General features: G+C 42.0%; 24 protein-coding genes and 1 riboswitch. All 24 genes read right to left on the reverse strand.

Annotation, left to right across the window (positions count from 1 at the left end; genetic code table 11):
• Positions 1 to 25: 25 nt before the first annotated feature.
• The gene (locus AC25Y1_RS12450; protein WP_488148322.1) at positions 26 to 175 is read right to left on the reverse strand and encodes a hypothetical protein; all 150 of its coding nucleotides are present in this window, start codon (positions 173 to 175) and stop codon (positions 26 to 28) included.
• Between the two features lie 110 nt (positions 176 to 285).
• A complete protein-coding gene (gene icmF, locus AC25Y1_RS12455; RefSeq protein ID WP_488148323.1) occupies positions 286 to 3543 on the reverse strand; it encodes a fused isobutyryl-CoA mutase/GTPase IcmF in 3258 nt (1085 codons plus the stop codon).
• A 19-nt stretch (positions 3544 to 3562) separates the two neighbouring features.
• Positions 3563 to 4201: a TetR/AcrR family transcriptional regulator gene (locus tag AC25Y1_RS12460; RefSeq protein WP_488148324.1), complete on the reverse strand. Its 639-nt coding sequence runs from the start codon at positions 4199 to 4201 to the stop codon at positions 3563 to 3565.
• A complete protein-coding gene (locus AC25Y1_RS12465; RefSeq protein ID WP_488148325.1) occupies positions 4180 to 4311 on the reverse strand; it encodes a hypothetical protein in 132 nt (43 codons plus the stop codon). The genes AC25Y1_RS12460 and AC25Y1_RS12465 overlap by 22 nt, the downstream gene beginning before the upstream one ends.
• Positions 4312 to 4340: 29 nt before the next feature.
• Positions 4341 to 5483, reverse strand: coding sequence for an acyl-CoA dehydrogenase (locus AC25Y1_RS12470; RefSeq protein WP_488148326.1), 1143 nt, complete (start codon positions 5481 to 5483; stop codon positions 4341 to 4343).
• Between the two features lie 198 nt (positions 5484 to 5681).
• Positions 5682 to 6818 carry an acyl-CoA dehydrogenase gene (locus AC25Y1_RS12475; protein ID WP_488148327.1) on the reverse strand — a complete coding sequence of 379 codons (1137 nt, stop codon included), beginning with the start codon at positions 6816 to 6818 and terminating at the stop codon, positions 5682 to 5684.
• A gap of 30 nt (positions 6819 to 6848) precedes the next feature.
• The gene (locus tag AC25Y1_RS12480) at positions 6849 to 7697 is read right to left on the reverse strand and encodes a 3-hydroxybutyryl-CoA dehydrogenase (protein WP_488148328.1); all 849 of its coding nucleotides are present in this window, start codon (positions 7695 to 7697) and stop codon (positions 6849 to 6851) included.
• A gap of 14 nt (positions 7698 to 7711) precedes the next feature.
• A complete protein-coding gene (locus AC25Y1_RS12485; RefSeq protein ID WP_488148329.1) occupies positions 7712 to 8908 on the reverse strand; it encodes an acetyl-CoA C-acetyltransferase in 1197 nt (398 codons plus the stop codon).
• Positions 8909 to 9073: 165 nt separating this feature from the next.
• Positions 9074 to 11224 carry a (Fe-S)-binding protein gene (locus AC25Y1_RS12490; RefSeq protein WP_488148330.1) on the reverse strand — a complete coding sequence of 717 codons (2151 nt, stop codon included), beginning with the start codon at positions 11222 to 11224 and terminating at the stop codon, positions 9074 to 9076.
• A gap of 497 nt (positions 11225 to 11721) precedes the next feature.
• Positions 11722 to 12402, reverse strand: a complete 681-nt coding sequence (locus AC25Y1_RS12495) for a hypothetical protein (RefSeq protein ID WP_488148331.1) — start codon at positions 12400 to 12402, stop codon at positions 11722 to 11724.
• Positions 12399 to 12884, reverse strand: a complete 486-nt coding sequence (locus AC25Y1_RS12500; protein ID WP_488148332.1) for an ECF transporter S component — start codon at positions 12882 to 12884, stop codon at positions 12399 to 12401. The genes AC25Y1_RS12495 and AC25Y1_RS12500 overlap by 4 nt, the downstream gene beginning before the upstream one ends.
• Positions 12881 to 13474, reverse strand: coding sequence for a cob(I)yrinic acid a,c-diamide adenosyltransferase (locus tag AC25Y1_RS12505; protein ID WP_488148333.1), 594 nt, complete (start codon positions 13472 to 13474; stop codon positions 12881 to 12883). The genes AC25Y1_RS12500 and AC25Y1_RS12505 overlap by 4 nt, the downstream gene beginning before the upstream one ends.
• A 1-nt stretch (position 13475) precedes the next feature.
• Positions 13476 to 13868, reverse strand: a complete 393-nt coding sequence (locus AC25Y1_RS12510; RefSeq protein WP_488148334.1) for a bifunctional adenosylcobinamide kinase/adenosylcobinamide-phosphate guanylyltransferase — start codon at positions 13866 to 13868, stop codon at positions 13476 to 13478.
• Positions 13808 to 14425: a histidine phosphatase family protein gene (locus AC25Y1_RS12515; protein WP_488148335.1), complete on the reverse strand. Its 618-nt coding sequence runs from the start codon at positions 14423 to 14425 to the stop codon at positions 13808 to 13810. The genes AC25Y1_RS12510 and AC25Y1_RS12515 overlap by 61 nt, the downstream gene beginning before the upstream one ends.
• Positions 14398 to 15162, reverse strand: a complete 765-nt coding sequence (cobS, locus tag AC25Y1_RS12520; RefSeq protein ID WP_488148336.1) for an adenosylcobinamide-GDP ribazoletransferase — start codon at positions 15160 to 15162, stop codon at positions 14398 to 14400. The genes AC25Y1_RS12515 and cobS overlap by 28 nt, the downstream gene beginning before the upstream one ends.
• Before the next feature lie 16 nt (positions 15163 to 15178).
• Positions 15179 to 15751: a bifunctional adenosylcobinamide kinase/adenosylcobinamide-phosphate guanylyltransferase gene (locus AC25Y1_RS12525; RefSeq protein WP_488148337.1), complete on the reverse strand. Its 573-nt coding sequence runs from the start codon at positions 15749 to 15751 to the stop codon at positions 15179 to 15181.
• Positions 15733 to 16812, reverse strand: coding sequence for a threonine-phosphate decarboxylase CobD (gene cobD, locus AC25Y1_RS12530; RefSeq protein ID WP_488148338.1), 1080 nt, complete (start codon positions 16810 to 16812; stop codon positions 15733 to 15735). Before cobD ends, AC25Y1_RS12525 begins: the two co-directional genes overlap by 19 nt.
• Positions 16799 to 17755 carry an adenosylcobinamide-phosphate synthase CbiB gene (gene cbiB / locus AC25Y1_RS12535; RefSeq protein ID WP_488148374.1) on the reverse strand — a complete coding sequence of 319 codons (957 nt, stop codon included), beginning with the start codon at positions 17753 to 17755 and terminating at the stop codon, positions 16799 to 16801. The genes cobD and cbiB overlap by 14 nt, the downstream gene beginning before the upstream one ends.
• Positions 17755 to 19227 carry a heme ABC transporter ATP-binding protein gene (locus AC25Y1_RS12540; RefSeq protein ID WP_488148339.1) on the reverse strand — a complete coding sequence of 491 codons (1473 nt, stop codon included), beginning with the start codon at positions 19225 to 19227 and terminating at the stop codon, positions 17755 to 17757. The genes cbiB and AC25Y1_RS12540 overlap by 1 nt, the downstream gene beginning before the upstream one ends.
• Before the next feature lies 1 nt (position 19228).
• On the reverse strand, positions 19229 to 20224 hold the full coding sequence (locus AC25Y1_RS12545; protein ID WP_488148340.1) for a FecCD family ABC transporter permease: 996 nt from the start codon (positions 20222 to 20224) through the stop codon (positions 19229 to 19231).
• On the reverse strand, positions 20217 to 21188 hold the full coding sequence (locus tag AC25Y1_RS12550) for an ABC transporter substrate-binding protein (protein WP_488148341.1): 972 nt from the start codon (positions 21186 to 21188) through the stop codon (positions 20217 to 20219). Before AC25Y1_RS12550 ends, AC25Y1_RS12545 begins: the two co-directional genes overlap by 8 nt.
• Positions 21189 to 21304: 116 nt before the next feature.
• A riboswitch (cobalamin riboswitch) is annotated at positions 21305 to 21489 on the reverse strand.
• A 56-nt stretch (positions 21490 to 21545) separates the two neighbouring features.
• Positions 21546 to 22130, reverse strand: coding sequence for a class D sortase (locus AC25Y1_RS12555; protein ID WP_488148342.1), 585 nt, complete (start codon positions 22128 to 22130; stop codon positions 21546 to 21548).
• Between the two features lie 153 nt (positions 22131 to 22283).
• Positions 22284 to 23951 (reverse strand): arginine--tRNA ligase, encoded by a 1668-nt coding sequence (argS, locus tag AC25Y1_RS12560; protein WP_488148343.1) that lies wholly within the window; start codon positions 23949 to 23951, stop codon positions 22284 to 22286.
• Entirely contained in the window at positions 23948 to 24391 is a 444-nt protein-coding gene (locus tag AC25Y1_RS12565) for a YwiB family protein (protein WP_488148344.1), read from the reverse strand. Before AC25Y1_RS12565 ends, argS begins: the two co-directional genes overlap by 4 nt.
• Between the last annotated feature and the right edge of the window lie 117 nt (positions 24392 to 24508).

The following is a 24508-nucleotide window of genomic DNA, read 5'->3' on the forward strand; positions in this document are numbered from 1 at the left end:
ATTATGTCAGATGACTTATCCTATTTTATTTTGAACGTCTAATTTCTCGAATGAAAATAAAGAATAAGTAAATCGCTGCGAGTAAAAAAGCGATTGATCCAAAACCTTCTTTATAAAAGAAAATTGTAAACAGGATGAGTGCAATAATGATTATAAGGTGTTGATAGGTCTTCATTAGCATCTACCCTTTCCGTTTACACTGATACTATTCATTGTCCCATAGTAAATGTCAAAAATCCATAGAGAAGATACACGTCCTCTATGGATTTATTTTTCATTCTTTTTTTACATATTTCGACGGTATTGTCCGCCAACTTCATACAATGCATGTGTAATTTGACCCAGGCTGGCCACTTTTACAGTTTCCATTAATTCTGCAAAAATATTTCCACCTGATACAGCGACTTGTTGTAATTGTAAAAGTGCTTTTTCAGTATCATTTGCATGTTTTTGTTGGAACGCACGCAAATTGTGGATTTGTGTTTCTTTTTCATCTTTTGTTGCTCTCGCAATTTCCATATTATCGATATCTTCTTCAGATGGCGGATTCGGGTTTAAATATGTGTTTACGCCAATAATCGGCAGTTCACCCGTATGTTTTTTCATCTCATAGAACATAGACTCTTCTTGAATTTTCCCACGTTGGTACTGGGTTTCCATTGAACCAAGTACACCACCACGGTCGTTCAGACGATCGAATTCTGTGAGTACTGCATCTTCTACAAGGTCTGTTAACTCGTCAATAATGAATGCACCTTGCAGCGGATTTTCGTTTTTAGAAAGACCATGTTCTTTTGTGATAATCATTTGAATAGCCATTGCTCGACGAACGGATTCCTCTGTTGGCGTTGTGATGGCTTCATCGTAAGCGTTTGTGTGCAGCGAATTACAATTATCTTGTAAAGCCATTAATGCCTGCAATGTCGTACGAATATCATTGAAGTCAATTTCCTGCGCATGTAAACTGCGGCCAGAAGTTTGTACATGGTATTTCAATTTTTGACTGCGATCATTGGCACCATATTTTTCGCGCATCGTCACTGCCCAAATTCGGCGTGCCACTCTTCCGATGACTGTATACTCTGGATCCAGTCCATTCGAGAAGAAAAACGACAAGTTTGGTGCAAAATCATCGATGTTCATGCCGCGGCTTAAGTAATATTCCACATATGTGAAGCCGTTCGCCAATGTAAATGCAAGTTGTGAAATCGGATTCGCGCCTGCTTCCGCAATATGGTAACCGGAAATCGATACGGAATAATAATTCCGCACTTTTTGGTCGATGAAATATTGTTGGATATCTCCCATAAGTCGAAGTGCAAATTCTGTCGAAAAGATACAAGTATTCTGACCTTGATCTTCTTTTAAAATATCTGCTTGAACAGTTCCACGAACAACTTGCATTGTCCCTTCTTTCACTTCGACAAATTCCTCCATCGATAACGGACGTCCTAATTCTTCTTCCTTTATACGCACTTGTTGATCAATCGCTGTATTCATAAACATGGCTAGAATAATCGGAGCGGGTCCGTTAATAGTCATTGAAACAGATGTTGATGGTGCACATAGATCGAAGCCGTCGTACAACTTTTTCATATCTTCTAGTGTACAAATGCTGACACCCGACTCGCCGACTTTACCGTAAATGTCTGGCCGCTCATCAGGATCTTCTCCGTAAAGCGTCACGGAGTCGAAAGCTGTCGAAAGACGTTTTGCATCATCATCTTTTGATAAGTAGTGGAAACGACGATTGGTCCGCTCTGGTGTTCCTTCGCCTGCAAATTGGCGTTTCGGATCTTCGCCTTCACGTTTAAATGGAAATACACCTGCCGTATACGGAAAAGATCCAGGAACGTTTTCACGGTAAACCCAACGTGAAATTTCACCATAATCCTTGTATTTTGGCAATGCGATTTTCGGAATTTTAAGGCCTGCTAAACTCGTAGTTCGTAGGATTGTGCGAATTTCACGATCACGCACTTTCGTTACATACTCTTCACCCGAATAAGCTTCTTTTAGTGAATTCCAGTTTGCGAGAATCTTTTTCGATTCAGGTGTTAGTTCTTCTTGGACGCTGTCTGCTAATGATTGAAGCGACTCGACTAATACATCGTCAGGTGCCCGCTCTTTCACGACAGCTATGGATCCTTCTAATTGAAATAATTTCCGAGCCAGTTCTTCTTGCACTTCAGATTTCCGGTGATACCCACGAACTGCCTCTGAAATTTCACGCAGATAATGGAGACGTTCAACAGGAATGATGACATTTTCTTTTTCCGCTTTTGCCAATTCGTCATATGAAGTTTTCCAGTCGAGATCATAGGTTTCATTCAACACGCGGACAATTGCTGCGAATAAAGAATTCGTTCCTTTGTCGTTAAATTGACTTGCAATTGTACCGTAAACCGGCATTTTTGTTAACTCTTTGTCAAATAGCATCCGGCTGCGTTGGTATTGTTTTTGAACTTGGCTCATCGCATCTTCTGATCCTTTTCGCTCGAATTTATTGATGGCGATTAAGTCAGCATAGTCAATCATATCAATTTTCTCGAGTTGTGTCGGTGCCCCGAATTCACTCGTCATGACATACATGGATGCCTCTGAAATATCAGCAATATCCGCATCCCCTTGCCCAATCCCGCTCGTTTCAATCACGATTAAATCGTATCCTGCCACTTTGACGACATCAAGAACGTCATGCATTGCACCGGATAATTCTGAACGTGAGCCTCTTGTTGCTAAACTGCGCATGAATACGCGTTTATTGAAGATAGAATTCATCCGAATCCGGTCCCCAAGGAGGGCACCACCTGTTTTTTGTTTTGTTGGGTCGATTGAAAGAATCGCTACTTTTTTGTCTGGCAGCTCGTTTAGAAAACGGCGAATCAATTCATCCGTCAATGAACTCTTTCCAGCGCCACCTGTTCCTGTAATTCCAAAAACCGGTGTATTTTTTGATAACTCTTTTGCTTTTTTAATGAACGCTTTCGCATCTGCATTATCGGTGTTGTACATTTCTTCAGCATAGGTTATCAGTTTTGCGAGCACTTCTGGATTTTCTGTATTCACCTTGTCTAAATCCGCAACTGTACAATCATTTGCAGTTTCAAAGTCACATTCTTCCATCATGCGATTGATCATTCCTTGAAGACCCATTTTCCGGCCGTCTTCAGGAGAGAAGATCCAAGATATACCATAGTCGTGTAATTCCTTAATTTCTTTTGGAATAATGACGCCGCCACCACCTGCATATATGCGAATATGTGGTGCGCCTCTTTCTTGGAGTAGGTCATACATATACTTAAAATACTCAACGTGACCGCCTTGGTAAGACGACATCGCGATTGCTTGAACATTTTCTTGAATGGCTGCATTAACGACTTCTTCCACCGAACGGTTATGTCCTAGATGGATGACTTCTGCGCCGCTTGACTGTAAAATTCTGCGCATGATATTGATTGATGCATCGTGACCGTCAAATAGACTTGATGCTGTTACCATCCGCACATGGTGCTTCGGTTTATAAACTTCGATTGTAGCCATATAGTTAAACACCCCTTCTTTATTCTTGAACGTTCCCTATTCCGAGAATCCCCTTGAAAATTAGTTCTGATTGGACTTCGATATATTTCTCGATTGTGTAATTTTTTCGTAGTGCCCATCTACGAAATGCCCACATTTGACCTTGGACGACGATATGGTGTGCCGCGATTTGAATGTCGTCTTTGTTGATGCGAAGTTCCCCAAACTCCACAGAAGACTGTAAGATGTTCTCAAATAATGCGACCATTTCTAGTTCTTTTTTCAAAACGTATTGAAGTGCGTCTTTTGGTAGTGATTTGGATTCTTGGTACATGACGACGAATTCGTCTGACATGTCGTCGATGAGCAAGAAGTATTGTTCGATGGCTGAACGCAGGCCTTTGACTGTGCCTTCTTCTTTGGCCAATACGTATAGTCGATCGTTCACTTCATTGTAAATGCTGTCACAGACGAGAAACAAGACGTCTTCTTTCGTGCGGATGTACTCATATAGTGTGCCGATGCTGAATCCGGCTTCTTTGGCAATTTCGCGTGTTGTCGTTCGGTGAAACCCTTTTTCTTTAAAGAGTTTGACCGCACCTTGTATCATTTGTTCGCGTCTCTTTTCGATGAGACTTTCATCTTTTACGGATGATTTTATTTCACGTTTTGTTTCCATATTGGACCCCCGATTAATTTGAAGGTAACTGAAAAAGTCCGACTTTCTCTAATCCCGTTGATTTCCGTTCCGAGCGGACGCTCTCCACTCCAATCAACTGGATATTTCATTTAGAACATTTTTCATTATCTAGCCTTCATCATTTCGTTAACATGCGGGAGATGACGAGGCGTTGGATTTCTTGTGTGCCTTCGTAGATCTGGGTGATTTTCGCATCACGCATATAGCGTTCAACTGGATAGTCTTTTGTGTATCCGTAACCACCGAAAACTTGTACGGCTTCTGTCGTTACTTTCATCGCCGTATCTCCAGCCATTAGTTTTGCCATTGCTGATTCTTTTCCATAAGGCAAGTTGTTCGATTCGAGCCAAGCCGCTTGATAAGTGAGTAGTCTAGATGCTTCGATTGATGTCGCCATATCTGCAAGTTTGAAACCGATGCCTTGGTTTTCTACGATTGGTTTACCGAATTGTTTTCGCTCTTTTGCATAGTCAACTGAAGCATCGAGTGCCCCTTGTGCGATACCGACAGCTTGAGCTGCGATGCCGTTTCTTCCACCGTCTAGTGTTTTCATGGCAATGACAAATCCTTCACCAAGTTCACCGAGTAAGTTTTCTTTTGGCACACGACAATTGTCGAACATGATTTCAGTTGTTGGTGAAGAACGAATCCCTAGTTTTTTCTCTTTTTTCCCAACAGAAAATCCTGGGAAGTCTTTTTCAACGATGAATGCACTCGTTTCTGGGCGCTTTCCTTCTTCTTGATTTGTAATCGCAAATACGACATATATATCCGCGATGCCACCGTTTGTAATGAAGATTTTAGAGCCATTTAAAACGTAATCATCACCGTCTACTTTAGCAGTCGTCCCCATAGCACCAGCATCAGATCCTGAGCGTGGTTCTGTTAAACCATATGCACCAATTTTAGTTCCTTCTGCCATTGGGCGTAGGTATTTTTGCTTTTGTTCTTCTGTCCCATATTTAAAGACCGGCCAGCCCGCAAGTGAGGTATGCGCGGAAAGTGTAACGCCGACCGAAGCACAAACACGTGATAATTCTTCAACAGCAATGACATAAGCTAGATAATCGCTACCGATTCCACCGTATTCTTCAGGCCAAGGGATTCCTGTTAGTCCAAGTTCCGCCATTTTTTCGAATAAAACCATATCGAACCGTTCTTCTTCATCACGCTCTGCCGCAGTTGGTGCGACTTCTTTTTCGGCAAAATCACGTACCATTTTTTGAATCATTTGATGTTCTTCGGATAGTTTAAAATTCATTGTTGTTTTCCCACCTTATTTTTATGATTGATATTGTTGAAAACTTATAAACTTGCATGCGATAGGGATTTGCTTGCAGTTCGGTAGAGTTTGCTTGCACTCTGGTGTGTTTGCTTGCAGCTTCGGGTACTTTGCTTGCAGTCCAGTACTGTTTGCTTGCACTCATCGACACTTTGCTTGCAAGTCATGACCTTCCGCCTATTTTATTAAATGCTTTGAAATAACAATTCGTTGGATTTCACTGGTGCCTTCGTAGATTTCAGTCACTTTCGCATCGCGGAAATAACGTTCTACTGGATAGTCTTTCGTATAACCGTAACCGCCAAATACTTGAACTGCTTCAATAGAACAGTCTACTGCGGCTTTCGAAGCCAATAACTTAGCCATTGAAGCTTCTTTTCCACAAGGTAAACCTTCTGCTCGAAGTTGAGCCGCACGGTACACGAGTAGTCTTGCGCCTTCAACCGCAGTTGCCATATCGGCTAGTTTAAAACCGATGCCTTGTTGACTCGCGATTGGTTTACCGAATTGGACGCGTTCTTTGGCATAAGCTGTAGCGGCTTCGAGTGAAGCATTCGCAATTCCTAATGCTTGTGCAGCAATGCCAATTCTTCCAACATCTAAGTTGGCCATGGCGATTTTAAATCCTTCGCCTTCTTTGCCAAGCTTGTTTTCTACTGGAACTTTCATATTATCGAAGACCAATTCAACGGTACGTGAACCATTTAGCCCCATTTTCTTTTCTTCTTTTCCGATGATGAGTCCTGGTGTATCTTTATCGACAATAAACGCTGTAATGCCATATGTTTTGTCAGCTGGACTCGTCGATGCAAAGACAATATACACATCAGCTTCACCACCATTTGTGATAAACATCTTCGACCCATTAAGTACATAATGATCGCCGTCTTTCACTGCACGCGTTTTAAGTGCGCCCGCGTCAGATCCAGAAGATGACTCCGTCAAACAAAATGCCCCCAGGTATTCGCCGCTTGCCATTTTCGGTAAGTATTTTTGTTTTTGTTCTTCATTTCCAAAGTACATGATTGGATTTGTCCCTACTGATGTATGGACAGAGAGAATTACCCCAACAACCGCACTTACTTTCGATAATTCCTCTATTGCTAAAATGTACGAAACAAAGTCCATTTCAGAACCGCCATATTTTTCGGGAACGGTAATCCCCATTAAACCGAGTTCCCCCATCTTTGTTAAAATCTCACGCGGAAATTGTCCTGCTTCCATTTTTGGAATGAAAGGTTCAATTTCTGCTTTTCCAAAATCCCTTACCATGTCACGCATCATTTTCTGCTCATCAGTGAGTCTTAAATCCATCGCATTCTTACCCCTTTAAATTAGAATTAATTAGTACTGATAAAATCCGCGACCGGTTTTCTTACCTAACCAACCAGCTTTCACGTATTTTCTAAGCAGTGGACATGGACGATATTTTGAATCTCCGAATCCCTCATGTAAGGTTTCCATAATGTATAGGCATGTATCGAGTCCGATGAAATCCGCTAATTCAAGTGGTCCCATTGGATGGTTCATACCTAGTTTCATCACTTCGTCAATGGCCTCTTTGGTTGCAACGCCTTCATAAAGTGTGTATATCGCTTCATTGATCATGGGCATCAAGACTCTGTTTGCAACAAATCCTGGGAAGTCATTTACTTCGACAGGCACTTTGGCTAATTTTTTGGTCATCGTCTCGACTGCCTCATACACTTCATCTGCTGTTGCGAGTCCACGAATAATTTCCACCAGTTTCATCACTGGAACAGGATTCATAAAATGCATCCCGATTACTTTTTCTGGGCGATTGGTCGCCGCTGCAATTTCTGTAATCGGAAGTGATGATGTATTCGATGCCAGAATCGCATGTTCAGGCGCAATTTCGTCAAGCTTAGCGAAGATGGAACGTTTTACTTCCATATTCTCGACAGCTGCTTCAATAATGATATCTACACTCGCAGCATCTGCTAGATCGAGTGACTTTGTTATACGACCGAGAACTGCTGTTTTTTCATCTTCTGACATGCGGCCTTTTTCGACATTGCGTGAAAGGTTTTTCGAAATTACTGCAAGTCCTTTTGCATAGGACTCTTCTTTAATATCGTTTAATAAAACATCGTATCCTGCCTGGGCACAAACTTGTGCGATTCCTCCACCCATTTGTCCGGCGCCGATCACCATTACTTTTTGGATTGTCATGTTCATTTCCCCCGTTATTCTGACTTCGGTACTTCGATCATAATTGCGTCACCTTGACCGCCACCTGAACAAATCGATGCGATGCCGATACCGCCACCCCGGCGTTTTAGTTCATATGCTAAAGTCAGTATAATGCGCGCGCCACTTGCACCGATTGGATGACCAAGGGCTACTGCGCCTCCGTTGACATTTACTTTTTCTGGATCGAGTGCAGCAATTTTTGAACTTGCGAGCGCAACAGCTGCAAAGGCTTCATTTATTTCAAAAAGATCAATTTCTTCTAGTGTTTTCCCTGTTTTTTCGAGCAATTTATTAATCACCAGGCCAGGTGTCTGTGGAAAATCTTCTGGCGCTATGGCAACTTCTGCATGACCGATAATGGTTGCGAGTATATTTTTGTTTTCTTTGTTTGCACGTTCTTCATTCATCAAAACGAGTGCACAGGCGCCGTCGTTTATACCTGGTGCATTTCCAGCGGTGATCGTTCCGTCTTTTCCAAATGCAGGGCGAAGTTTTGAAAGTGTTTCCAGTGACGTATCACGTCTGGGTGCTTCATCGACATCAATGATGGTTGAATCGCCACGACTTCCTTTAACTTCAACAGGAACGATTTCTTCTGCGAATAAACCATTGTCAATTGCCTTTAGCGCACGTTCATGACTGCGAAGTGCCCATTCATCTTGTGTTTCACGTGTAAGTGAAAACTCGTCTGCGGTTTTGTTCCCATAAGTGCCCATATGGACGCGGTCTGGTGAAAAAGAGCAAGATAGCCCGTCAAAAAGCATACCGTCAATTAGTGGTGCATCTCCCATTTTTAAACCGAATCGTGCTTTTGGTAGATAATACGGTGCATTCGACATGGATTCCATGCCCCCTGCAACGACCACTTCTTCATCGCCGAGGCGGATGAGTTGGTCACCAAGCGTTACGCTTCGCATTCCAGATGCACAAACTTTGTTAATGGTTTCTGTTTTCGTACCCCATGAGAGTCCAGCTTTGGTTGCTGCTTGCCGGGATGGTATTTGCCCCTGTCCTGCTTGCAATACCGTTCCCACAATGACTTCATCGACTTCATCTTCCTTTACAGCGGAACGCTTTAATGCTTCTTTTATCGCTATTCCTCCGAGATCACTAGCAGTAAGTGTGGATATAGAACCTCCAAATCGTCCAAATGCTGTTCTTGCTCCGTCAAGTATGACTGTCTTTTTCATCATGAACCCCTCCAAATTAGATTTGGTAACGCTTTCAATACTAAGGGAAAACAAAGCGACTGAACGCTCGCTCGATACTTTCTCAACAAAAACGGGAGTGAATTTCACTCCCATTCAATTATTCTCATTATATCTTATCTTTTTAATAGGTGCAATCGTCTCGTATTATTGTAAAACTGTTTCTACCTCTTCAGTTGCTGCTACATAGTCTTCTCCAAAGATTGAGCGTTCAAGTAATTCAGCAATATCATAAGTGCCGATTTTGTCCTCGACTTCTTTGGCTTTCGTACCGTCTGACAACATCGTTAAGCAATAAGGACAGCCTGAAGAAATAATGCCTGGGTTCACTTCGATGGCTTGTTCTGTTCGTGCAACGTTTACGCGATGCCCTGTATCTTCTTCCATCCACATCAGTCCGCCGCCCGCTCCGCAACACATTCCGTCTTGGCGGTTTCGCTTCATTTCGACTAATTCCACACCCGGAATCGATTTTAAAATTTCGCGCGGTGGGTCATAGACATCGTTGTAGCGACCTAAGTAACAGGAATCATGGAACGTGATTGTTTCATTGATCGGATGAACTGGTTTCAATGTTCCGTTTTGGACTAGATCGAAAAGCAATTCAGTATGGTGAATGACTTCTGCTTTAAATCCGAAATCCGGGTATTCATTTTTGAATATATTGTAAGCATGTGGATCTGTTGTAATGATTTTTGTGACGCCTGCTTTTTCAAATTCTTTAATATTCGATTCCGCTAACTCTTGGAATAAAAACTCATTCCCTAGACGTCTCGGAGTGTCTCCAGAGTTCTTTTCTTTATTGCCAAGAATTGCGAACTTGATGCCGGCTTTGTTTAAGAGATGTGCAAATGACAAGGCAATCTTTTGTGAACGGTTGTCGAATGCGCCCATTGAACCAACCCAGAAAAGGTACTCAAATTCCTCGTCCGCTTTCTTCAATTCTTTTACTGTTGGAATATGAAGGTCTGGTCTTGCATCTCTCCAGTTTTCCTTCTCTTTACGGTTTAGGCCCCATGGATTCCCTTGACGTTCAATGTTTGTCAACGCGCGTTGTGCATCTGGATCCATTTTTCCTTCAACCATGACTAAGTGACGTCGAAGGTCGATAATTTTGTCTACATGCTCATTCATGACTGGACATTGGTCTTCACAGTTACGGCAAGTTGTGCATGCCCAGATTTCTTCTTCAGTGATTACATCACCAATTAATGACGGGCTATATATATCGTCCATTGTTGCGCCTTCAAGTCCTGCTGCCAGTGCAATTTGGTTTCCTTTTGCGTTTGCAAACATCGGTGCTGGTACCCATGGCTTTTGTTTCGTCACGAGTGCTCCGTGGTTGGTTAAGTTATCTCGAAGTTTTGTAATTAAGTCCATCGGTGATAACATTTTTCCAGTTCCAGTTGCGGGACACATATTGGTACAGCGTCCACACTCAACGCAAGCATAAAAATCAATCATTTGTAGTTGTGTGAAGTCGGTAATTTTCCCTACACCAAGTGCAGGCATATCTTCTTCATTTTCCGTTTCTTCTTCCAATGCCGAGAAATCGATTGGTGTCAGTCTACCAACATTGTCGAGGCGGTGGAAGTAAACGTTTGCAGGACCAGCAATTAAGTGTGCATGTTTTGATTGTGGTACGTATACCAAGAACGTTAATAGAATGAGTAGGTGAATCCACCAAGCGACAAAGAAAACGCTTGCAGCAGCCACAGTTGGAATCCCGCCGAAAATGAATGCGATGGAAGATGCAATTGGTTCTGTCCACGTTAATGCATTGCCTTGCCAAATCATGTTCATGCCGTTTGATAAGAGTGTTGAAACCATCAATCCGCCAATGAAGATAAGTACTAGTCCTGATTTCCAACCTCGTTTTAAGCGCACGAGTTTTTCAACATACCGTCGGTGGAACGCCCAGAAGACTGCGACTAGGATGATAAAAGCAACGATTTCTTGGGAAAACGTGAAAAACCCATAGACTGGTCCAAACGGTAAATGTGAACCTGGATTTAAGCCTTTCCAAATAAGGTCGATGGCTCCAAATTGCACGAGTATGAATCCGTAGAAAAACATGAGGTGGATAATTCCACTCTTTTTGTCCTTCAATAGTTTCTTCTGTCCGAAAACGTAGATCCAAATATTCCGTAGTCTGGCGCTTATATTTTCATCAAACTCAGTTTTTCTTCCGAGTTTAATAAACTGTACTCTCGTTTTGATTAAATGTGTAAATAAAGCTAACGCATAAGCAACGACTGCGAGGAATAGTATCCAGTTTGCAATGAGTAATGGCTCCATTTGTTTTCTCCCCTTTCCAAATAGTGAAACTTTTCATTATGTTAAGTGTAGTAGAAAATAATACTAATGTCGATAATCTATTTCTAGTATAATAATGAATGAGCGTTCAGTCAATGACTATTTTTATAGAATTATACAAATGTCGTTAGGTGGTTCATTCTTCGAGGCGATTTCTTAGATTTATTTGATTTAAGTGTTTTCATTTTGTGAAAATCTAAGTACCGTTTCTTAAAATAGGCGTAGGACTAGATTTGCTTGCAGTTCGGTGCTGGTTGCTTGCACTTGAAGCTACTTTGCTTGCAGATAGCTGTTGTTTGCTTGCACTTTCCGCTACTTTGCTTGCAAGTTGGGATCTTATACCTACCTAAAAAAAATCAAAGAAGGTACCTATCAAACAATCATGATTGTTTAAACTTTCACGATAGTTTCTTATAGGTACCTTGGAACTCATCATCACAAAATGATTGTCATACTACTAACTTCGAAATGAAATAACGTTATTTCATATGTAATTCATTCAGCAATTCTCCGAAGTGTGAATAGGCTTTTGTAATTTGTGATGCGGGTATTCCGATGATAACAATGGTTGCGGGACCAGCGGATTTCTCTACATCGACCACTGAATCAACCAATAGTTCATCGTTTTGCATCATTTCCCTTGCTTCGTCCAAAATGCCACGTGAGCCGACTGGCCATAGTTTTCCTATGATTCCGCTGTCCATTGCTTCTCGGATTTTTCGTAGGCTGGCTATTTGGTTGGGGTGTTTGGTTACTTCATCGCCAACGAGTGGGTCTCCAAAGGTGAACCATTGTATCTCTTCATGAAGTGGCGAAGGATTTTCCTTGCCAAGCATTGTTACGGCAACAGCTGACTGTGAAAGGTCCATATTCGTTTCTGAACTACCTGTTATTGTTGGCGGTTCTAAGCCCGCTTCTCGGAATAAATCCGCTACACCTTGGACGTATTTTTCCCAACTTGTACTTCCGCTAAAATTATGGATTAGTACCGTAACTGGAGTGGAATTTGCTGCCCATTGCTCAAGTAAGGTGACACGTGCTGCAAATTTTGCGGTAATATTGTCTGGAACTGAGACCAGATCCCCTGGTTTTTCACCGATGCCTCCTGAGTTATCAGTTGTGATGATAAAGCCGTGGCCGACATCTATTGCATTTCTCATTGAAATTCACCTAGTCCTTTACCTTTAATATTTCTTAAAGCTGGGAATATGAGTGACGCAATCAGTGCATTTATAACTGTTGCGATAAAAATGGCCGGTACTGCACCAATAAAGAATGCCGGTGAAATTAGAAAATAAAACGGTAGTGGTGCAAGTAAGCCGTTTGCGCCAATGAATACAATCCATTTCAACACGTTCTTTTTCGCTTTGTGAAGGCGTGCGAAAATCAAGACGATGACGAACATTTCAATCGCAATGAGCAGATGAAAGGGACCTAGTGGAAATCCCGAATACATAGCCGATGCGATATGGCCCAAAAGGGCAGCGGTTCCTGAGAAAATGGGCGGTAAAAATGCGGCAGCTAGGAGTGCCGGTGCAGAATCTAGTGCGGTTGAACCGATGCCTAGTGGGATTTTCACTAACCCGCCTACTGCACATAAGGCAGCAAACATGGCGGTTAGTGTTAAATGTTTTAGCTTCATTTTTTATCGTTTTTCTTATCGGTAGTTCCTGTTCGAAACACTTTCGCACTCCGCACATATTCATTATCTGGAATATTGATGCGTGAGTTTGCGATGCGGGCTGCGACGAAAAAGTAATCGGAAAGGCGATTTAAATAGCGTCCGACAACTGGTGATACATCTTCTTCCGCTTTCATCAATGTCACCGTTTGACGTTCAGCGCGTCTTGTAACCGTGCGCGCAATGTGTAGCGAGGCAGCTGCAGGTGATCCGCCTGGTAAAATGAACTTTTCAAGCGGCGGCACTTCATCCATTAATACATCAATACGCTTCTCCAACACTTCGATTGGTTCTTCAGTTAATTTATAATGGCGTTCTTTCATGACATTGGAAAGATCCCCGCCCCCGTCGAACAACTCATTTTGAATCGCTTCAAGGTCTTCGAGTAAATCTGCAAATTTTGTAGGATCGAGTTCCGTCATTGCTTTACCGACGAACGAATTTAATTCGTCCATTGTGCCATATGCTTCAACCCGTAGATCGTCTTTGTCGACACGTCCCCCGATTAAACTTGTCTTCCCTTTGTCCCCAGTTTTTGTGTAAATTTTCATCTTACTCTCCCCTTTTCTTTATGTTTTGTGGAATGCCATACCAAACTCTTGTTACTTCACTAGCTTCTGCGAATAATCGTTGATACAATCTACCGCATGTATCACGCAACATTCTAAGATTAGCTTCCATCGGTACAATTCCTCGACTAATATCGGTCGAAATGACAATCGCACGTCGATTTTCTACTGCTTTTATAATAAAATCAATTGCCTTTTCTTCACTTAATTCACATTGAGCCAACCAGTTTTCCAGGCCGGCTAGGACAACCGCATCATTTCCAGGATCCGGAATTTCCCCTTCATACCAACCTATGTCTTCTTCATTCATCTCAGTTAGTAACTTTCGAACAAACTGACGTTTTCCGTTATGGGCACCACCGATAATGATGTGCATGTCTTCCCCTCCATAAAGTCTTCTCGATTATTCCACTTTAAGTTCCAAACCGATCCATGTGGAATATGCCAAGACCAAAAATCCTGCTTTCCAGGTGAAAATTGCGTCAACATCATCCGAATAGGTCCACCATGCGTGACAATAAAATACTCCGAATTCCCTACAGGTAATTCCAATAATGCCATCAGCACGCGATTTTTCACTTCTAGTAAACTTTCTCCATTTGGAGTTGTGTTTTCATAAGGATCGTCAATCCAAGACCGATATGCTTTATTATCTTTCAACGCTTCATATGTCTTTCCCTCCCACAAACCAAAATGACTTTCACGAAAACGATAATTAGATTCATATATTGCCTTTGGAAAATACAGTGCCGCGCTCTCTTGACAACGGATTAAGTCGCTTCCATATACGATTTCTGGTTTCCACGTCAGCATCACTGAACTCGGGTCGCCGATGGGTATAATCGACTCATCTGTCCATCCAATATACTGACGTTTTTGATTGCCAATTGTGGGAAGATGTCGGATCAAATAAATAGTAATACTGCAAACCATAAAACGACCTCCATCCCTTCAATAAATGCGCCTGATAAATCTCCCGTTACACCCCCGAATTGCTTCAAAGTCCAATGTTGGAAACACAATATACCGATTGCGAGTAAGATCAACAAAAGAACAGGCACAATAACGCTTTCAACAAGAAGCCAGACAATAATTAACATAGTAAGACCACTAAGCATTGAAATAACGACTACGATTTTCGAATGAATTTTCCCCTTAAAGAAATAGGCAAGTCCAACGGTTTTCGCAGATGGTGTGATAGAAAAATAAATATTCATACCAATACGCGCTAGAAAAGGGATTGCAGCAAACCATATAATATGCGTTAAATCTCGCGCCAAAATTTCATGAAGCAATGCGATTTTTACTAGGATAAGAAATAGTAATGCCATTGTACCGAACGCGCCAATCCGTGGATCTTCCATAATTTCAAGGCGTTTCTTGCGGTCACGATAAGAAAAGAATGCGTCCGCAGTGTCTGTCCAACCGTCAAGATGCAAACCGCCTGTTAGGAGTATTCCTGTCAACACGATTAAGACAGCCGCGAGGAATGTGCCAATCGTAAATCCGGTCAGTAGTAGTTCCAAGACCCCGAACATAATAAGTCCAATTACCGCACCGACGAACGGAAGCGCTATATACATCGCCGTAACTTCTTTTCGACCGAGCGGCAGCTCTTTTCGGATTGGAAGTACTGTGAAAAATTGAAGCGCGAGTAAAATCCCGTTCATATTAAACCTCCGAGCGTTAAGATTTCCAATACGTTGCCATACCAAATTCCATTTCGATGGCAGTGTTTGCTTGCTTCACGATATTTTGATGAATTTGGCCTAACCATTTGCGGTAGGTTTCTGTTTCCCCATGACTTGGATGTAAATCATCGAGTACTTCATTTGAAACGATGACAAGCTTTGATGCTTTCGATAAAATTGAGTCGATTGTTTTGTATAGTTCGGTTTCTTTCTGCTCCATGCAGCCTTCTACTTCGATACAAGACGTCCCGGTTTCCCAACCGACATATAATTCATTGGCCAGCCAAGTCGTTAAACAATCCCAAAGAATGAAATCATTTTTTTGAATGAATGGAATGACCTCTTCCAACTTTACTGGTTTTTCAATCGTCAGCCAGTCGTTTTCAGCACGGTCATGTCGATGGATTTCAATCCGTTGTTCCATTTCAGGGTCAGTCCTGGTACCGGATGCAATATAGACGAGTCGTCCACCACAATCTCCGGCATTTTTAACGAGCTGTCTTTCAGCAAAAGCACTTTTCCCGCTTCGAACACCACCTGTGATGAACGTTAGTTTTCCTCGAACCATCTAGCCAACTCCTCTTTTAAGACAGCCATTTCTTCCGAATTTTTCATACCAATCCGCAACCATTCACCGTCCATGCCGTAAAAGTTCTCAGAATGTCGAAGGACAATTCCGCGTTTCAATAAGTCTGTATGAAGTTGACGTGAGGTTTGGTCTCCACCTGGTTTGAATGAAAGAAAGTTCACGTCAGAATTAGTTACAGCACAACCGTTCATTTCAAGAAAAGCTTTCAAACTTCTTCGTTGTTCATCGCTCTGTTGAATCGACTTTTCTCGGTACTCAGCTTCTTCCAAACATAACGCGCCAACTTGAGCAGCAATGCCGTTCACATTCCAATGCGGGGCATGTGCTTTAATTTCTGAAATAATGGTTGGATTTCCGACGACATAACCGAGGCGGATTCCAGGAATGGCATACATTTTCGTCATCGAACGCACAATAATTACATGTGGAAATTTCGTTAGCTCTGAGATGAATGACAGTGACTCATCTATGAAATCGATAAATGCTTCGTCTAGGACTATTTGGCAGTTCACTTTCACACCATGACGAACCAGTTTAATCAGTTCTTTACGTTCAGGTAAAATGCCCGTTGGATTATTTGGCGTACACAAATAAAGTACATCGGCGTATTCCATTGCTTTCTGAATGTCATTCATCGGTAATTTGAATCCACTTTCTTCTGTGGATAAAACACGTACGATTTCAACGTTTTTTGCGCTCAAAGTCGTTTCATATTCCGAAAATGTCGGATGCACAATCACTGCTTTTTTCCCTCTGTACCTTTCAGCAATCAGCGCTAACAGTTCTGCTGCCCCGTTCCCAATAAATAAAGATGCTTTGTCAATCTGATGAAATTTCGCTGATGCGGTTAAAAACGGCTCCCCTTCAGGATCTGGATACTGATTTATCTTATTGAACAAATCGGGCCATACTTTTTGAATGCTAATCGGTGGGCCAGCTGGATTAACATTTTCGCTAAAATCTAAGATACGGCTCGGCGGAATTACGCCAAGTTTCTTGTAAAGTTTAAATGGGTTTGCGCCATGTTCAGGTAATTGCATAGATAAACACTCCTAGGACAGTTCCTATAAACCAAAAAAAGAACGAAATGACATGCATTTCAAAAATAGCGGCTTTGATATGAGATGCATCTAGCGGAACTAGACCGGGGCCAAGTTTTGGTCGCTCTGATGTTCTCCCATGATAAGTTGCTTTTCCTCCTAGCGTAATACCAAGTTGCCAGGCGGTTGCAGCTTCCAAATAACCGCTATTTGGACTTGGATGTCTACGGGCATCTTTTAACCATCCCGAAAATCGTTTAATAAATGGGAGACGACTTCTATTTGGTGCATAAAGAATCATTAATAATCCAGACATTCGTGCTGGGATAAAGTTCAGTAAATCGTCAGCGCGTGCTGAAAACTTTCCGAATTTCTCATATCGCTCATCTTTATAGCCAATCATTGAATCCAATGTATTGACCGCTTTGTACAACCACAATCCCGGTGCACCGAGTAAAAACGCCCAAAATAGTGGCGAAGTGATGCCGTCCGCAATATTTTCCGAAACTGTTTCCACCGTTGCTCGTGAAATTTCACTTTCATTTAGTTTTTCAGTATCGCGGCCAACTATCCACGACAATTTTGTGCGGGCTTCCGGCAGATTCCCTGTGAGGAGAGGTCTATGTACGTCTAGCGCCGCGTCTCGCAAACTTTTTTGGGCAAGACCGACTGCAATTAGAATGCTTTCAATTACAATACCAAGAAATAGATGGACAGAATACGCGAACTCTACAATGATAAAAATGATGCTCACAACAATTATAATCGTGAGAAAAAGAACTAGTGCGCCTTTTAGTATGCGGTATCGTCCTTTATTGAAATGCTCGGTCATTTTAGAAATAAATATGCCAATCCAACGAACAGGATGCGGCCAATTAGGTGGATCGCCAATCATTCGATCAAGTAAAAAACCGATCGAAATCGCTATGAAATGCGCTGGGATCAAGTCGCTCCCCCTTTTGCTTTCTTATACGTTTGAATCGCTCTAACTGTGCAATCAAAGACTCCCCCGGCGATTAGTTTGCCAAGTGCCGTGATTGGACCTGCGTATGGAAGCATTTCTCCTTGTTGGGTAGCTGCGACAAGAATACTATCAGTAGATGTGCCCGTTGCGATTGTTTGGGTCAACGGATCTTGTACGTTTTCTACTTGAAGTGCTTTTGACTTTGCTTCTGTTGCTGTAATCATCGCTTGAATAAAAGCTTCATCTGGTAAGTGTCCGTTAATAATGACCCAAGTATTAATCGTTCCTACTTTTGGTGGTTCATCACGTGTAATTGCTTGTGATACATCAACTGCATTTCCAACTCCAGCAGTCACTGCAATGATAACTTTTCCGAAGTCGCCTTCATATTCATCAATTTCGACATCCTCTGTCGTAACTGCCGTCATCATTGCGACGGTTTCAGTTAATGAAAATTCTTTTGTTTCTAGATAAGTCGCCATTTCTTTTTTCACATCTTCACTGCTATACGTGCTGTCAACATGGCGGTTCACAAATGTCCGATACCAACCCATTCCAGCATTATGGACTGCAGATGATAACGTTTTGAGTGGTTGATGGGCACGGAAAACGACGAATTCTTTTGAGCGGAGAAAATTAGATTTTGTAATCTCCATGGCAACTGTTTCACCATTTACATCCGGCAACAATGTAATTTGTGGCTTTGGTAATTCCGGGTGTGGTTGTGTTTTTATGCGCGCCTGATAAACAGTTTCGATTGCCTCTTCTTTAACAACTTCTTGTGGCAAACCGATCTTTGAAATCTCGCCTTGATCCATAAGCAGCAGCCGGTCGCAATATAAAGAGGCTAAGTTTATGTCGTGGAATACGGAGATAATGGTGAGTCCTTTTTCGACCGCTTCTTTACGGATTGTATCCAAAAGTTGTTGTTGATGGGCGATGTCCAAGTGATTGGTTGGTTCATCCAATAATAAAATTGGAGCGACCTGGGCAAGTGCTTGTGCGACGAAAACGCGCTGTTGCTCGCCGCCCGACAATAATTCAATAGACTGGTTCTCATAACGTGTAATCGCCGTGCTTTTCATCGCTTCTGTGACTGCCTTCTCATCTTCTGTAGACCAAGAAGAGAAAATCCCCGTTTGATGCGGATACCTACCCAACTCTACGGTTTCTCTTACAGTATGAGAAAAAGCGTGGGCATGTAATTGTGGTAAAACTGCTACTTTTCGCGCGAATTCCTTTTGTGTATAGTCGGAAGCTTTCTTGCCATCAATGGTGACGGATCCACTTTCAGCGGTTAAAATGCCGGATATAATTTTTAGCAAGGTTGATTTTCCGCTTCCGTTCGGCCCTAAGATACCTAGAACTTCACCTTTTTTCACATTGAAGGAGACAGACTTAACGATTAACTTATCGCCGTAACCGCCCGATAGGTTTTCAACTTGTAACATTTTACATCGCTCCCCTTCTTCTTTGACGGTAAAAGATGAATGCAAAGACAGGCGCCCCGATAAACGCTGTAATCACGCCAACTGGCAATTCTGTTGGTGAAATAATTGTTCTGGCAACTAGATCACAAATAATCAATAAAGAAGCTCCATTCATAAAAGATAGTGTTAGTAAATGACGATGATCTGATCCCCACATCAACCGTGTCATATGTGGAACGACGAGACCGATAAAACCAATCGTTCCCGATACGGCAACAGCTGAACCGGTGAGAATCGATCCGCCGATTAAAATCATAAATTTCCGTCGTTTCACATTGACGCCGAGGTGATGCGCACGTTCTTCACCGAATAGCATTGCATTTAATTCCCTACGATTGAACCAAAGCATGGCCGAACCGATTACCACGAAAGGCAAAATCATTGTAATATAATTCCATCCCCTCATCGAAACGCTACCAAGAAGCCAACCGATAATTTGTCGCAGCTCTTCTCCTGTGAGTGCAATCATAAGGGATAAAACTGAACCTAAAAATGAACCAAAAATAATTCCTGTTAATATGATCGTTTCCATTTTCATGGCCCTGTCAACGAGTTTCGCAAAGCCCAAAACGAGAACCATCGTTAACCCCGCGCCAATCATGCTGAAAACAGGTAGCGTGTATGTGCCTAAAACCGGTAGTGATAATCCGAAAAAAAGCGTCATCACAGCACCAACCGAGGCGCCGGACGACACTCCGAGTGTGTAGGGATCTGCAAGCGGATTTTTGAGGAGTCCCTGGAAAGCTGCACCAGCAATTGCCAAAGATGCCCCGACAAGACCAGCTAAAAGGACCCGCGGCATACGAATTTTCCATAGGATGTTTGTTGCGATTTCATCCACTTCTCTATTCCAAAATGTCCTTAGTGGAATATCCACCGTACCGATTGATACACCGAGCCATATCGCCACAACGAGTGTGGCGATCGAAACGATGTAGGCAACGCTTGATTTATTCACCAAAAGCCTCTGGATAAATTGCCTTTGCAATTGCTTCAAGACCTTCCGCAAGACGTGGGCCTTGACGACTTGTGATATTTTCGTCGACTTGAACGACAGCTTCTTCTTTAATTGCCGTAATTGTGCCGAAACCGTCGCGCGCATAGACATCTTCAACAGCTGTGTCGATATAGTCGTACATAACGACTATCACTTCTGGATTTCGGTTAATAATTTCTTCCGGATCCATCATGAACCAACCTTCTTGGTCAGCGGCAATATTTTCTGCGCCAACTAAGTCAAGCAATTCTTGTGTAAATGTCTTTGCGCCTGGTGTGTAAATTTCTGGAGCCGGTGATGTTTCGACAAATACAGTCTTTTTCGCATTAACGGCTTTAACTTTTTCGACGACTTCATCGACTTTTGATTTCATATCGTCAATAATTCCAGCTGCTTCTTTTGTTTTGCCTGTTGCTTTACCAATTGTTTCGATCGTTTCATACGTTTCTTCAAAGTTCAGCGCATTTTTCACAACAAATACAGTCACTCCCGCATCACGAATTTGTTGGTAGCCTTCTTCTGACATGCCATATGCTGATTCATGCCCGAAGACGATATCCGGATTCAATGCGATGATTGCTTCAACATTAAACTCAATTCCACCGATTTTTTCTTTTTCACCTGTAGCTTCGGGATAATTATCAAAATCCGATACACCTACAACTTCATCACCAAGACCTAGTTCAAATAAAATTTCCGTGTTACTTGGGATCATTGAGACGACTTTCTCCGGCGCTGCTTCAATCGTCACTTCTATACCGACTGAGTCCGTCATTGTTACTGGGAAAGTTTCTTCTACAGTTACGTCCCCTGTGTTTGTTTCGTTCTCTTTCGGTTTATCGTCTGCCGCATTTCCGCCGCATGCAGCTAGCAAAAGTACTGCCAAAATCGACGTAACCATTAACTTCCATAAGTTGTTCTTCATTCTTTTTTCCTCCATTTTTTCCAAATAAAAATCCCCCGTATCGCTACGGAGGAATAAAGTCAGTAAAAATCAATTGCCAAATGGGCAGATTTTCACCAGTCCTATTCCTCGTAGGTTTTGGTCGATTCATAAAGGCAGGTCTCCTGGCTCGTGCTCAAAGCGTTTCGCGTCTTCCCGGAGTTTTCCAGTGACGTACCTGCGAATTGCTCACACTTACAGTGGCGGGACCGCGTCGGATTTAAACCGACTTCCCTTTTAACCTCGTTTGTTATAGCGAGGCACCTTTATGTTTGGTTATGTTTTTTATCTTCATAAATTAGTATACTACAACTTCTTTTCGTGTCTAGACATCGAATTTCATTTCGCATAAATTATATACCTATCCGGTGCACTTCCAATATAGGAAAACGGATAGCATGTGGATAATGTTAAAATCTCATCGGGTGCTGTTGAACGTATGACTGTACGATCATCTGCATCGACGATTTCGGTATCGAAAATTGTGTAAATGAATGTTCCCGTTTTCATCTTCACGTGGATTTCGTCGCCGTGTTCGAGTTCTCCAAACTGGCGAAATACTGTATCTCGATGGCCTGATAAGAGGATTTGGTCGTTTTGTCCAGGTAATGCTGTGCTGCTGAAATGGCCGACACCTTTGGCTAATTCGTCTTCATGAGTTCCTTCTATGATTGGAATTTCGCGGTCTAAGCGCGGGATATACAAAACACCGATTGAATCGCCTTCTTTTAGGTCGCTATAAACGATTGGCTCAGTATTTTCGGCAGTTAATTCATCGCGTGGAATTATTTCGTCCGAGACAAATGCTTTTGCTTCTTTCAACATTTTGTCTTGTTGAAAATTAGAAACGCCAAATTGCCAAGCTGCATATATGCAAAATCCTGCACCTACGGTAATTAATAAAATCGATAGTAACTTCCGCATAGACATCCCCCTCTTGTACTGAAAAAGTTAAAACTATACTCACTTTAAAAGTATCATAATATTTCATCTTTCTCCATCACTGATTGAACTAAATTCAAAAAACACCACACCAAGAAATTGCTATGTACAATTTCTTAGGTGTGGTGATATGGATTACATTTTTTCTGGTGCTGATACGCCGATTAATTTTAATGCATTTGCGATTGTTGTGCGTGTTGCTGTGACTAAGGCTAAGCGCGCTTCGGTCATTTCATGATTTGCAGGGTCTAAGACTTTTTCTGCATTGTAAAATGAATGGAAAGTTGCTGCTAATTCTTGAATATAGGTTGCAATCCGATGCGGTGCGCGCATTCTAGCAGAATCTGCAATTACTTGCGGGAAATCCCCAATCTTTTTCAACAACTCAATTTCCTGTTTTGCCGTTAAGAGTCCTGCCCCTTCTACTGATGGCTGAAGGTCAAGTTCTTTTGATTGACGGAGGATTGATGAAATCCGTGCATGTGCGTATTGTGCGTAATATACTGGGTTTTCATTAGACTCTGAAACCGCAAGATCTAAGTCGAAGTCCATTTGTGTGTCGCCTGACCGCATAACAAAGAAATACCGAACTGCGTCTAAGCCGACATCTTCGACTAGTTCACGCAATGTCACAGCTTTTCCTGTCCGTTTACTCATCATCATACGCTCGCCGTCTTTATATAGATGCACCATTTGTGCAACAATGACTTCTAATTTATCTTCTTCATAGCCTAGTGCCTCGATTGCTGCCTTCATGCGCGGAATATACCCGTGATGGTCAGCTCCCCAAATATTAATGAGTTTGTCAAAACCACGTTGGATTTTATCTTCATGATAAGCGATATCTGGTGTGATGTATGTGAATGATCCATCTTGCTTTATTAACACACGGTCTTTGTCGTCGCCAAATGTTGTCGAGCGGAACCAGGTAGCACCGTCTTCTTCATAGATATGGCCATTGTCACGAAGTTTGCTGAGTGCACTTTCAATTTTACCGCTACCGTATAATGTAGACTCTGAAAACCAGTAATCGAATGGTACGCGGAAGTTTTCCAAGTCTATTTTCAACTTCTCCAATTCATACTTCAAGCCGTATTCACGAAAAAACTCATAGCGTTCTTTTTCCGGTAGATCTTTGTATTTATCGCCAAATTCCTCGACTAACTTTTCACTAATTGTAATAATGTCTTTCCCTTGATAGCCGTCTTCTGGAAGTTCTTTTTCCTCTCCGAGCGCTTGAAAATAACGTGCTTCGACAGACAATGCAAGATTGTCTATTTGACTACCAGCATCGTTAATATAATATTCTCTTTCAACATTGTAACCAGCAAAGTCTAATAAGTTACAGAGTGAATCGCCGACAGATGCTCCCCGTGCATGACCTAAATGGAGATCTCCTGTTGGATTTGCAGATACGAATTCTACTTGAATTTTCTCTTCGTTGCCTGAATTGCTACGACCGTACTCTTCACCTTGGTCAAGAACTGTTTTCACAACTTCTTGTAAATAATCTTTTTGTAATGTGATGTTAATAAAGCCCGGACCTGCGATATCGATAGACTCAATTGAGCCGCTCTTTTTGTCAATATGTTCAACGATGGCTTCTGCAATGGCACGCGGTGGCTTTTTAGCAATTTTTGTTAGTTGCATCGCAATATTTGTTGCATAGTCGCCGTTTCCTTTATTTCTAGGTGTTTCAAGCATAACTGATGGAATATTTTCTTCTTCCGTCAATTTAGCTAATAATATTGCGTCATGAATGGCTGATTTTACTTTTTGTTGAATTTGTTCGACTGCGTTCATTTTGTTCCCTCCGTATATGTAATTCTCAATTTGTAAGTGCCAAGTAGCGAGCTTTCTGTATGGAGTTCATAGTGTACGAAAAACTGTCCGCTTACTTCAGGGATTTCTTCCTTAAATTCGAGCCCGATTGTTTTTACTTGTAACGCAAACTTTACGGGTCCGTTCGTATACTCGCCTTCTCGAATTTGTTCTAAGTCAAGTGGAAGTCGCATTTTAACTGCGCCGCTTCGCAAGATTAATGCATCTCGATTCGTTATTTTCAATGTTGTTTGAGTAGATGCACCCTGATGATTTTCATCGTATTTCACATACAACGCACTCTGTTTTCGTATGATTCGACCTGTTGCTTGTAATTCATATGTCTCGGTTTTCTGTTCTGGATGCCGGATAGATGAATGAAGCTGAATGTCTACAGCTTGACCTATCTTTTTCGATTCCACCTCGTTCACCCTCTTCGTGAAAATATCCTCTTATTATAACGTTTTTTTGTACAGTATTCCAATTAAGGTCGCCAATATTAATAAATTTCGCATTTGCTACCGTTTAATCTCTTGATT

The sequence above is a fragment of the Sporosarcina sp. Y1009 genome (assembly GCF_057669865.1).